The organism is Klebsiella sp. BIGb0399 (assembly GCF_003752615.1).
GTDB classification, from domain to species: domain Bacteria; phylum Pseudomonadota; class Gammaproteobacteria; order Enterobacterales; family Enterobacteriaceae; genus Klebsiella; species Klebsiella lignicola.
The window spans coordinates 172,114-184,672 of sequence record NZ_RKHT01000009.1 but is presented as its reverse complement, the minus strand read 5'-3'; the positions used below and the strand labels follow the sequence as shown (position 1 = coordinate 184,672).

At 59.1% G+C, this 12,559-nt stretch carries 8 protein-coding genes; 2 read left to right on the top strand and 6 right to left on the bottom strand.

Translation table 11 applies throughout. The features are described from left to right. The first annotated feature begins 163 nt into the window (after window positions 1-163). Entirely contained in the window at window positions 164-703 is a 540-nt protein-coding gene (citX, locus tag EDF82_RS21530) for a citrate lyase holo-[acyl-carrier protein] synthase (RefSeq protein WP_123757529.1), read from the top strand. A gap of 82 nt (window positions 704-785) precedes the next feature. Here the strand turns inward: citX and rluA are convergent, their stop codons facing one another. The 6 genes from rluA to araB form a co-directional block, all read right to left on the bottom strand. Then, window positions 786-1,445, bottom strand: a complete 660-nt coding sequence (rluA, locus tag EDF82_RS21525) for a bifunctional tRNA pseudouridine(32) synthase/23S rRNA pseudouridine(746) synthase RluA (protein WP_123757705.1) — start codon at window positions 1,443-1,445, stop codon at window positions 786-788. Window positions 1,446-1,469: 24 nt separating this feature from the next. Then, entirely contained in the window at window positions 1,470-4,376 is a 2,907-nt protein-coding gene (rapA, locus tag EDF82_RS21520) for an RNA polymerase-associated protein RapA (protein ID WP_123757528.1), read from the bottom strand. Between the two features lie 190 nt (window positions 4,377-4,566). Beyond that, window positions 4,567-6,924 (bottom strand): DNA polymerase II, encoded by a 2,358-nt coding sequence (polB, locus tag EDF82_RS21515; RefSeq protein ID WP_123757527.1) that lies wholly within the window; start codon window positions 6,922-6,924, stop codon window positions 4,567-4,569. A 306-nt stretch (window positions 6,925-7,230) separates the two neighbouring features. Beyond that, window positions 7,231-7,926 (bottom strand): L-ribulose-5-phosphate 4-epimerase, encoded by a 696-nt coding sequence (araD, locus tag EDF82_RS21510; protein ID WP_123757526.1) that lies wholly within the window; start codon window positions 7,924-7,926, stop codon window positions 7,231-7,233. Between the two features lie 70 nt (window positions 7,927-7,996). Further along, window positions 7,997-9,499: an L-arabinose isomerase gene (gene araA, locus EDF82_RS21505; protein WP_123757525.1), complete on the bottom strand. Its 1,503-nt coding sequence runs from the start codon at window positions 9,497-9,499 to the stop codon at window positions 7,997-7,999. A gap of 10 nt (window positions 9,500-9,509) precedes the next feature. Next, window positions 9,510-11,219, bottom strand: coding sequence for a ribulokinase (gene araB / locus EDF82_RS21500; RefSeq protein ID WP_123757524.1), 1,710 nt, complete (start codon window positions 11,217-11,219; stop codon window positions 9,510-9,512). A gap of 337 nt (window positions 11,220-11,556) precedes the next feature. On the opposite strand from araB, the gene araC reads away from it, so the two are divergent. Further along, window positions 11,557-12,402, top strand: coding sequence for an arabinose operon transcriptional regulator AraC (gene araC, locus EDF82_RS21495; protein WP_123757523.1), 846 nt, complete (start codon window positions 11,557-11,559; stop codon window positions 12,400-12,402). Window positions 12,403-12,559: the final 157 nt, after the last annotated feature.

Sequence of the window (12,559 nt, the reverse complement as noted above, 5' to 3'; positions counted from 1 at the left end):
TCTGTACTAACAGGAAAATCTGCAATTTTCGACCACAGGACGAAGAAAATTTCTTTGTCCTGTATCCTAAATTCTGTCGGTTTAGCGATACAATCAGCGCCGTAATTCGCTATTGCGACGGCAGCCTGACCGCTGTCATTTTTTAAGTGAAGGAGAGGAACAAATGTCAGTGGATACTCTCGCCCGTGAGGGCGTAAGCATGGAAGCGCTGCTGGCGGCGAAAGCGCAGCGTGCGGCTCGTCAGGCCGACTGGATCGCCCATTATCAACAGCCGGTGGTTTCGCTGACCCTGGTGACCCCGGGGGCGGTAAAAGACAGCATTCGCTATCGCAATATGATGGGCGTGGCGCTGCAGGCTTGCGATCAAATGTTGTGGAAACACCGCTGGCAAACGCTGGACCGTCAGGTGCTGTGGCTGCCGACCGGGCCAGAAGCCCTGTGGTGCGTGGCGCATCCGGCCAGTGAAATCAAAGCATTGTGCGACGAATTAGTGCGGACTCATCCGCTGGGCCGTTTGTGGGATATCGATGTGACTTCCCCGAAAGAAGGCCTGGTAAGCGTTCAGTCTGAGGAGAAACATCTGCGTCAGTGCCTGCTGTGCGATGCCCCGGCACAGGAGTGCGCCCGCAACCATCGCCATGAGACTGAACAGCTGGTGGCGCATGTCGATCGGATGATTGATGCGTGGTTTGCCCGCGATTAACGCGTTGTTGTAATTTGTCGGATTGCTGACAGAAATGCCCGGGTAGGCCGCTGGTGGCACCACCCGGGACAGACCGCGACGATCAGAAGTCGACGGGGGCGCGGAAGGTCATTGCGTTGCCGAAAGCCGGATGGGTGATGGTCAGCGTTTCAGCATGCAGCAGCAGCCGTGGCGCCATAGCCAGCGCTTCTGGCGTCGCATAAAAGCGGTCGCCAAGAATCGGGTGGCCCAGCGCCAGCATATGCACACGCAGCTGATGCGAACGCCCGGTAATCGGCTTCAGGCGTACGCGGGCGCTGTTATCGTCAGCATACTCCAGCACTTCATACTCGGTCTGCGCCGCTTTGCCGGTTTCAAAGCAGACTTTCTGCTTCGGCCGGTTCGGCCAGTCACAGATCAGCGGTAAATCCACCATGCCTTCTGCTGGCTGCGGGTGTCCCCACACGCGGGCAACGTACTGCTTCTTCGGCTCACGCTCGCGAAACTGGCGTTTCAGCTCGCGTTCTGCCGCTTTGGTCAGCGCCACGACGATCACCCCGCTGGTCGCCATATCCAGCCGGTGTACCGACTCGGCCTGCGGGAAGTCGCGCTGGACGCGCGTCATCACGCTGTCTTTATGCTCTTCCAGCCTCCCCGGGACGGACAACAAGCCGCTCGGCTTGTTGACCACCATGATGTGTTCATCCTGATAAAGGATAACCAGCCAGGGATCCTGGGGCGGATGGTAGTTTTCCATCGGCATCGTCATCGACATCGTCGTGTTCCGTTACTGGTGGGTGACCACAATTAAACGCAACGCGTCGAGACGCCAGCCTGCCTGCGCCAGGGCGTCCATGACCTGCTGACGGTTGCTCTCGATGGCGGAAAGCTCGTCGTCACGAATGTTCGGGTTAACGGCTTTCAGGGCTTCCAGACGAGACAACTCGGCCGACAGTTTGTCGTTGGCTTCATTGCGGGCGGTGTCGATCAGCGCCTGTGCCGCTTTGGCCACCTGCGCTTCGCCAAGCTGGAGGATCGCATGGACGTCCTGCTGCACCGCGTTGACCAGCTTGCTGCCGGTATGACGGTTCACGGCGCTCAGCTGGCGGTTGAAGCTCTCAAACTCCACCTGGCCGGCGAGGTTATTGCCGTTTTTATCCAGCAGCATACGTACCGGCGTGGCCGGCAGGAAGCGCTTGAGCTGCAGCTGCTTCGGCGCCTGGGCTTCTACCACGTAGATCAGCTCCAGCAGCAGGGTGCCTACCGGCAACGCCTTGTTCTTCAACAGGGAGATGGTGCTGCTGCCGGTATCGCCGGAGAGGATCAGATCCAGACCGTTGATGATCAGCGGGTGCTCCCAGGTCACGAACTGGGCGTCTTCGCGCGACAGGGCAACATCACGTTCGAAGGTGATGGTGCAGCCATCTTCCGGCAGACCCGGGAAATCCGGAACCAGCATATGGTCGGACGGCGTCAGGACAATCAGGTTTTCGCCGCGATCGTCCTGGTTGATACCGACTATATCAAACAGGTTCATGGCAAAGGCGATCAGGTTGGTATCGTCATCCTGCTCTTCGATGCTTTCGGCCAGTTGCTGCGCCTGTTCGCCGCCGTTGGAGTGGATCTCCAGCAGACGGTCGCGACCCTGCTCAAGCTGTGCTTTCAGCGCATCGTGCTGCTGGCGGCAGGATTTGATCAGCTCATCGAAGCCTTCGGTAGTTTCCGGGGCGGCAAGATAGTTGATCAGTTCGTTATGCACGCTGTCGTAGACGGTGCGGCCGGTCGGGCAGGTGTGCTCGAAGGCATCCAGCCCTTCGTGATACCAGCGAACCAGTACGGATTGCGCGGTACGTTCGAGATACGGCACGTGGATCTGAATATCGTGGGCCTGGCCGATACGGTCGAGACGGCCAATACGCTGCTCCAGCAGATCCGGGTTGAACGGCAGGTCGAACATCACCAGGTTGCTGGCAAACTGGAAGTTACGGCCTTCGGAGCCAATTTCAGAACACAGCAGCACCTGGGCGCCGGTATCTTCTTCGGCGAACCAGGCGGCGGCGCGGTCACGCTCGATGATCGACATGCCTTCATGGAACACTGCCGCACGGATGCCTTCGCGCTCGCGCAGGACCTGCTCGAGCTGCAGCGCGGTGGTGGCTTTGGCGCAGATCACCAGCACTTTCTGAGAGCGATGGCTGGTCAGGTAGCCCATCAGCCACTCAACGCGCGGATCGAAGTTCCACCAGGTGCCGGTATCGCCTTCAAATTCTTGATAAATCTGCTCCGGATAGAGCATGTCGCGAGCGCGTTCTTCGGCGCTTTTACGGGCGCCCATGATGCCAGAGACTTTAATCGCCGTCTGGTACTGGGTCGGCAGCGGCAGGCGAATGGTATGCAGCTCGCGTTTCGGGAAGCCTTTCACGCCGTTACGGGTGTTGCGGAACAGGACACGGCTGGTGCCGTGACGGTCCATCAGCATGGAAACCAGCTCCTGGCGCGCGGCCTGGGCATCATCGCGGTCGCTGTTGGCAGCCTGCAGCAGCGGTTCGATGTCCTGCTCGCCGATCAGATCGCCAAGGGTGTTGAGCTCGTTATCGCTTAGTTTATTGCCTGCCAGCAGCAGGGCTACGGCATCGGCTACCGGACGGTAGTTTTGTTGTTCTTCTACGAACTGCTCGAAATCGTGGAAGCGGTTCGGGTCCAGCAGACGCAGACGGGCGAAGTGGCTTTCCATCCCCAGCTGTTCCGGGGTTGCGGTCAGCAGCAGCACGCCCGGCACGCGTTCGGCCAGTTGTTCAATAGCTTGATATTCGCGGCTCGGCGCGTCTTCGCTCCAGACCAGATGGTGTGCTTCATCGACGACCATCAGATCCCATTCCGCGTCGCACAGGTGCTCAAGACGCTGTTTGCTGCGGCGCACGAAGTCCAGCGAGCAGATAACCAGCTGTTCGGTTTCGAACGGGTTGTAGGCGTCGTGCTGGGCTTCGGCGTAGCGCTCATCGTCGAACAGCGAGAAGCGCAGGTTGAAGCGGCGCAGCATTTCCACCAGCCACTGGTGTTGCAGGGTTTCCGGGACAATAATCAGCACGCGTTCGGCGGCGCCGGCGAGCAGTTGTTGATGGAGGATCATCCCGGCTTCAATGGTTTTACCCAGGCCAACTTCATCCGCCAGCAGCACGCGCGGTGCGTGGCGACGGCCGACATCATGGGCGATATGCAGCTGGTGCGGGATCAGGCTGGTGCGCTGGCCGCGCAGGCCGCTCCACGGCATCCGGTACTGCTCGCTCTGGTATTTGCGGGCGCGATAGCGCAGAGCAAAACGGTCCATGCGGTCGATCTGCCCGGCAAACAGGCGGTCCTGCGGTTTGCTGAAGACCAGTTTGCTGTCGAGCAGCACTTCACGCAGTGTGACATTGGCTTCTTCGGTGTCGAGACGCGTGCCGGTATAGGCCAGCAGACCGTTCTCTTCATTTACTTCGTCAACCTGGAGCTGCCAGCCTTCGTGGCTGGTGATGGTATCACCCGGGTTAAACATCACGCGGGTGATGGGGGAATCATTGCGCGCGTACAGACGGTTTTCGCCGATGGCGGGGAAAAGAAGGGTTACCATACGCGCATCCAGCGCCACTACCGTCCCTAATCCCAGTTCGCTCTCTGTGTCGCTAATCCAGCGTTGACCAAGTGTAAAAGGCATATATGTTCAGCTCTTGTGTTCTTAAATTGCAGGCAATAGTTGATCATCTCCGGATAAGTCAGAGAGTGATCAAGATTGGGTCCAGGAATGGAAAGGGCGCTATATTACTGGATGGCAGGTCGTTCGTCACGTCCTCGTCGCCCTTCAATTTGCAGAACCGTCGGCTGGAAATTGCAGGGGGGCGAAGAAATCAAAATAGCCCCAGTTGCCCTGTCATTATTGTAGCAAAATCGTCGTCGACAAAGGGAAGAATTCCTTCCGCGACCGGCTGAAGTTGCTTTGACAAATAGTGCTCATAATCGAGCGGCGAGCGCTGGTAGTCCACTGGTTCCGGGCCGCCGGTGGTCCAGACATATTTTATGCTGCCGCGCTGTTGATACTGCTGCGGCCTGCCCAGCCGGATGTTTTCCTCGTCCGCCAGCCTCGCCGCACGCACGTGTGGCGGAACGTTGCGCTGATACTCCGCCAGCGGACGACGCAGGCGTTTACGGTATACCAGGCGATCGTCGAGCTCACCGCTCATCAGCTTATCAATGGTTTCCAGGATGTAATCCCGATACGGCTGGTGGCGGAAAATACGCAGATACAGCTCCTGCTGGAACTGCTGGGCCAGCGGCGTCCAGTCGGTGCGTACCGTCTCCAGCCCTTTGAACACCATCCGCTGTGCGTCGCCCTCCTGAATCATGCCGGCATAGCGTTTTTTGCTGCCGGTATCGGCGCCGCGAATGGTCGGCATTAAAAAACGGCAGAAGTGGGTTTCAAACTCCAGTTCGAGGGTGCTGGTGAGCTGCTCTTTATCCAGCTCCGCGGCCCACCAGTCGTTAACGAAAGCCACCAGCGACCGGCCGATTTTCGCCGCCTCTTCTTCACTATGCGGGCGTTTAAGCCAGACAAAGGTAGAGTCGGTATCGCCATAGATCACGTCATAACCCTGCGACTCAATCAGCGCTTTGGTCTGGCGCATAATCGCATGTCCCCGCATGGTAATCGAGGAGGCCAGGCGCGGATCGAAAAAGCGGCAGGCGCTGGTGCCCAGGACGCCGTAGAAGGCGTTCATGATGATCTTCAGCGCCTGGGATAACGGCTTATTGTGCTGGCGTTTGGCGTCGTCGCGGCCATGCCAGATTTGCCCGACAATCCCCGGCAGGCAGTGCTTCTGTCGGGAGAAACGCGCACCGAGAAACCCCTCGGTGCTGTGTTCGGGTTGCGGATGGGCCATCCCTTCAATCAGCCCCACCGGGTCGATCAGGAAGGAGCGAATAATCGACGGGTAGAGGCTTTTGTAGTCGAGCACCAGCACTGAATCATAGAGGCCGGGGCGCGAATCCATAACGTAACCGCCGGGGCTGGCCTGCGGCGGCACTTCACCGAGGTTCGGGGCGACATAGCCCAGCCGGTGCATGCGCGGGAAATAGAGATGGCTGAAGGCCGCCACGGAGCCGCCGTGACGGTCGGCAGGCAGGCCGTTGACCGTGGCGCGCTCCAGCAGAAAGGGCATGATCTCGGTTTTGTGGAAGACTCGCGTCACCAGCTCGCAGTCCTGCAGGTTGTAGGCCGCCAGCGCCGGTTTGTCTTGGTGAAAGCGACGGTCGATTTCGTCCATCCGATCCCACGGATTATCGATGGCTTTCCCTTCGCCCAGCAGTTCACGGGCCACCGTTTCCAGGGCAAATGAGGAGAAGTTCCAGAAGGCGGATTTCAGCGCTTCGATGCCGTCAACGATCAGCCGGCCGTTAGCCTGAGCGAAGAAGACGCCATTTTTAAACCCGTGTTCGCGCCACTCCAGTTCGCTATTGCCGCGACCGAGCATTAATGGAATACGGTAGCGTTCAGCATGTTTTTGCAGGACCCGCAGATCGAACTGGATGACGTTCCAGCCAATCAGCACGTCCGGGTCGTGCGTGGCAAACCAGGCGTTGAGCTTTTCCAGCAGTTGCGGGCGGCTGGCGACATACTCCAGCTGGAAATCGACTTCGGTCGAGGGCGTTGGCTCTGGCCCGAGCATGTAGACCACCCGCTGGCCGCAGCCTTCCAGCCCGATGCAGTACAGCTCGCCGTGGCGGCTGGTTTCGATATCCAGCGACACCCATTTCAACGGCGGGCGGTAGTGGGGGTTGGCCTTCATGCGGGCGTTGACGATCTGCCGGCCCGCGGTGTCGCCTTCCACCCATACCGGCGCGGTGATAAAGCGCTCCATCAGATAGCGTTCCGGCGGACGGATATCGGCTTCGTATACCGTGACGCCGTTTTCCCGCAGTTTTTTCTCCAGGCGCATCAGCTGGCGATGCGCGCGGCAATAGAGGCCAAACACCGGCTGGCGATGAAAGTCTTTTAAGCTGAGCGGGGCAAGGCGCAGGCCGTTTTCGCCCTGCAGCAGACGTTCGACCTGTGAGCGCTGGGCTTCGGGAATAAACGCCACGGATTCCTGCGGCGGCAGCGTGACCTCAAGCGGCCCATCATCGGTGGCGAGCCAGAAAGACAGCACGGTGCCCTGCGGGGTATCCCGCCAGTGACGGGTCAGTAAAAAACCTTCTCGTGGCTGGGTCACGCCGTGCTCTCATCAATAAAAACCAGGCTTGATTATAGCCTGGTTCAATCGATTGTGCTGGGGTTTTATACAGGTGTGGGGTTCATCCCGGAGGCGGTGCTTGCGCACCTGTCCGGGCTACAGAGCGCAGCGCCACCGGGAGATCCGGGAGGGGCAGTGTACCGTAGCCCGGTCAGCGCAGCGCCACCGGGAGAACCGGGAGGTGCATTGTACCGTGGCCCGGTCAGCGCAGCGCCACCGGGAGAACCGGGAGGGGCATTGTACCGTAGCCCGGTCAGCACAGCGCCACCGGGAAAGGCTGCAGCATTACTGCCCGTAATAGGCTTTTGCCCCGTGCTTGCGCAGGTAGTGTTTATCCAGCAGCGTCTGCTGCATATCCGGCAGCTGCGGCGCCAGCTGGCGGCAGAAAATGCCCATGTAGGCAATCTCTTCCAGCACGATGGCGTTATGCACCGCATCTTCAGCGTTTTTGCCCCACGCAAACGGGCCGTGGGAATGTACCAGCACGCCGGGCATCTGGGCCGGGTCGATACCCTGCTCGCGGAAGGTTTCAACGATCACCGCGCCGGTTTCCCACTCATACTCGCCGTTGATCTCGTCGTCGGTCATCAGCCGCGTGCAGGGCACCGCGCCATAAAAGTAATCGGCATGGGTGGTGCCGGTAGCCGGAATAGACTGCCCGGCCTGCGCCCAGATGGTGGCGTGGCGCGAATGGGTATGGACGATGCCCCCCAGCGTCGGGAATGCCTGATAAAGCAGGCGATGGGTCGGCGTATCCGAGGAAGGTTTCTTTTTCCCTTCAACCACTTCGCCGGTTTCCAGACTCACCACCACCATATCGTCAGCCTGCATCACGCTATAGTCGACGCCCGATGGCTTAATCACCAGCACGCCGCGCTCGCGGTCGACGGCGCTGACGTTGCCCCAGGTTAAGGTCACCAGATTGTGCTTTGGCAGCGCCAGGTTGGCTTCCAGCACCTGACGTTTCAGATCTTCTAACATTGTGTGCTCCGAATAACAGGAGAGTACGGATTTCCCCTCTTCCCGGCGGGCAGGAAGAGGGGAGGCACGCTTAGCGTTTTGAACCGTAATAAACTTCGTTCCAGCGCAGGGCATCTTTAAAGGACGGCAGACGCGTTTCGTCGTCGATTACCGTCAGCTCGATATCCTGCAGCTCGGCGAACTGGCGCATATCGTCGAGGGTCAGCGCATGGCTGAAGACGGTATGGTGCGCGCCACCGGCAATGATCCAGGCTTCTGACGCGGTGCGCAGATCCGGCTGGGCTTTCCACAGGGCGTTGGCAACCGGCAGTTTCGGCAGATCGTGCGGCGTTGGCACGGTTTCCACGGTGTTCACCAGCAGGCGGAAGCGATCGCCCAGATCCACCAGGCTTGCCACCAGCGCCGGGCCGGTCTGGGTGTTAAAGATCAGGCGGGCCGGATCGGCTTTGCCACCGATGCCCAGCGGCTGGACGTCGAGGATCGGTTTCTCCGGGGTGGCGATGGTCGGGCACACTTCCAGCATGTGCGAGCCCAGCACCAGGTCGTTACCGTTGTCGAAGTGGTAGGTGTAATCTTCCATAAAGGAGGTGCCGCCCTGCAGACCGGTTGACATCACCTTCATGATGCGAAGCAGGGCGGCGGTTTTCCAGTCGCCTTCGCCAGCGAAGCCATAGCCTTGCTGCATCAGACGCTGTACGGCGAGACCCGGAAGCTGTTTCAGGCCGTGCAAATCTTCAAACGTGGTGGTGAAGGCGTGGAAACCGCCCTGCTCAAGGAAGCGCTTCATCCCCAGCTCAATGCGGGCGGCATCCAGCACGTTCTGGCGCTTATCACCGTGAATCTGTGCCGCCGGGGTCAGGCGGTAGCTGCTTTCATACTCGTCAACCAGCGCGCTGATGTCGCCATCGCTGATGCTGTTGACCACCTGCACCAGATCGCCCACCGCCCAGGTGTTAACCGAGAAGCCGAATTTGATCTGTGCGGCCACTTTGTCACCGTCGGTAACCGCCACTTCACGCATGTTGTCGCCGAAGCGGCACACTTTCAGATGGCGGGTATCCTGCTTCGATACCGCCTGGCGCATCCAGGAACCAATACGCTGATGCGCGCCCTGATCCTGCCAGTGGCCGGTCACAACGCTGTGCTGCTGACGCATACGCGCGCCAATGAAGCCGAACTCACGGCCGCCGTGCGCGGTCTGGTTGAGGTTCATAAAGTCCATATCGATGCTGTCCCACGGCAGGGAAGCATTGTACTGGGTGTGGAACTGCAGCAGCGGTTTATTCAGGATAGTCAGGCCGTTAATCCACATTTTGGCCGGTGAGAAGGTATGCAGCCACACCACCATCCCTGCGCACTTGTCATCGTAGTTGGCGTCGCGGCAGATATGGGTGATCTCATCTGGCGTGGTACCAAGCGGCTTTAACACCAGCTTGCACGGCAGTTTTGCTTCGGCGTTCAGGCTGTTCACCACATGTTCAGCATGTTTGGTCACCTGACGCAGCGCTTCCGGGCCATACAGATGCTGGCTGCCAATCACGAACCATACTTCGTAGTTATCAAAAATTGTCATTGTCGTGTCCTTAATGGGTGAGGGCTGCCTGAGAATGCGGGGCTTTTTCCGCCTTCACAGCCGAAGGGAGATACTGTTGTTCGGCGCTGACCGACCACTGCTGGTAGCGCTGATAAAGTTGTTCAAAGCGTTGTGCCTGCTGAGGGCGCGGCTGCAGGGTGCTTTCGACCTGGCTTGCCATATGGTGCTGGGCTGTCGGGATATCCTCATACACCCCCGCGGCGACGGCGGCGAAGATTGCCGCGCCGAGCGCGCAACACTGATCGGAAGCGACAATCTGCAGCGGCCGGTTCAGCACGTCGCAGCAGGCCTGCATGATCACCTGGTTTTTGCGGGCGATGCCGCCCAGCGCCATCACGTTGTTGACCGGGATGCCCTGCTCGGTGAAGCACTCCATAATGGCGCGCGCCCCGAAGGCGGTGGCCGCCACCAGACCGCCAAACAAGGCTGGTGCATCGGTGGCGAGGTTGAGATCGGTAATCACCCCTTTCAGGCGCTGGTTAGCGTTGGGGGTACGGCGGCCGTTGAACCAGTCGAGGACCACCGGCAGATGTTCGAGGGACGGGTTTTTCGCCCAGGCTTCGGTCAGCGCCGGCAGCAGCTGTTTCTGCTGGGCGTTAATCTGTGCTTTCAGTTCCGGATGTTGTTGCGCTAGCTGTTCCAGCGGCCAGCCGAGAATACGGCCAAACCAGGCGTAGATATCCCCGAAGGCAGATTGCCCGGCTTCCATCCCGATAAAGTCAGGTACCACGCTGCCATCAACCTGGCCGCAGATCCCTTTCACCGTGCGGTTGCCGACGCTCTGTTTATCGGCGATCAGGATGTCGCAGGTGGAGGTGCCGATCACTTTGACCAGCGCGTTTGGCTGCGCGCCGGCGCCGACGGCGCCCATGTGGCAGTCAAATGCACCGCCGGAGAGGATCACCGTTTCCGGCAGGCCAAGACGTTCGGCCCATTCCGCGCACAGCGAGCCGACCGGCACATCGGCGGTCCAGGTGTCGCTGAACATCGGCCACGCCAGGTTCTGGTTGATAATCGGATCGAGTTCATCGAAGAAGCTGGCAGGCGGCAGGCCGCCCCAGCTCTCATGCCACAGAGATTTGTGCCCGGCGCTGCAGCGGCCGCGACGCAGATCCTGCGGACGGGTGGTGCCGGAAAGCAGGGCCGGAACCCAGTCGCACAGCTCTACCCACGACACCGCGGCCTGCGCGACGGCGCTGTCCTGACGGGTTACGTGAAGTATTTTTGCCCAGAACCATTCGCTGGAGTAGATCCCACCGATATAGCGGGAGTAATCCTCTTTGCCCGGCTGGTGGCACAGGCGGGTAATAGCTTCAGCCTCTTCAACTGAGGTGTGGTCTTTCCACAGCACGAACATGGCGTTCGGGTTATCGGCAAACTCGTCGCGCAGCGCCAGTACCTGACCGTCAGCATCGATCGGCGCCGGTGTGGAACCGGTGCTGTCGACGCCGATGCCAACCACGCTGGCACGTTGTTCGGCGCTTAATAACGCCAGCACACTTTTCAGTGCGGATTCCATCGACTCAATGTAGTCGCGCGGGTGATGGCGGAACTGGTTATTCGGACCGTCGCAGAACAGACCCTCCTGCCAGCGCGGGTACCATTCTACGCTGGTAGCGAGTTCGGCGCCGGTGGCACATTCCACCGCCAGGGCGCGTACTGAATCACTACCAAAATCGAGGCCAATCGCAATTGCCATGCTGTTACTCCATGCAGAAAACCATTAATGGTGAAACAGTAGATATTCATGGCCAAAACCGTCAGGCCGTATTCGCTAATCTTATGGACTATTTTGCTATAGCATCGCAAAGTGTGACGCCGTGCAAATATTCAATGTGGACTTTCCTGCCGTCCATATAGACACACCTGTTACCCGGTGAAAGTGCTTTAAATGTGCGCTATCATCGGTTTTTGCTGTGAGGTGGCGGGTTTTGCTCTAAATTTCAACCGCCGTCCCAGTACGGAACAACGGGTTAGCAGTACAATGTTGAATATGGACAATTGGTTTCCATGTGATATCCAGGAGAGCCGATCTTATGGCTGAAACACAAAACGATCCGCTATTGCCGGGCTACTCTTTCAACGCCCATCTGGTGACGGGGCTAACGCCGATTGATGCCGATGGCTATCTGGATTTCTTTATCGATCGCCCGTTGGGAATGAAGGGCTATATCCTCAACCTGACCATTCGCGGCGAAGGGGTGATCAACAACCACGACCAGCAGTTTGTCTGCCGGCCAGGGGATATTTTGCTGTTTCCGCCGGGGGAGATTCATCATTACGGGCGCCATCCTGACGCCCGGGAGTGGTATCACCAGTGGGTCTACTTCCGCCCACGCGCCTACTGGCATGAATGGCTGAACTGGCCGACGATCTTCGCTCATACCGGTTTTTTCCGTCCCGATGAGCCGTGGCAGACGCGTTTTTGCGAGCTATTTGGTCAAATTGTTGAGGCGGGACAAGGGGCCGGACGTTACTCGGAGCTGCTGGCGATCAATCTGCTGGAGCAGTTGCTGCTGCGGCGCATGGAGGCCATCAACGAGTCGCTGCATCCGCCGCTGGACAACCGCGTGCGCGATGCCTGCCAGTACATCAGCGATCATCTGGCAGACAGCCATTTCGATATCGCCAGCGTTGCCCAACACGTTTGTCTGTCGCCTTCGCGGCTGTCGCACCTGTTCCGTCAGCAGCTGGGCATCAGCGTGCTGGGGTGGCGGGAAGATCAGCGCATCAGCCAGGCGAAGCTGCTGCTCAGCACCACCCGGATGCCGATCGCTACGGTGGGGCGCAATGTCGGTTTTGAAGATCAGCTCTATTTCTCGCGGGTGTTTAAAAAATGTACCGGCGCCAGCCCGAGTGAATTCCGCGCGGGCTGTGAATAAAACGTAAATAAAATGAAATGTTGCGCCGGAAAATTGTCACAACCAGTAAACTAAACCCTAAATAATTCGAGTTGCAGGAAGGCGGCAACGCAGGGAATCCCCAGGAGCTTACTCAAGTAAGTGACTGGGGTGAGCGAGGAAAGCCAACGCTCATGCA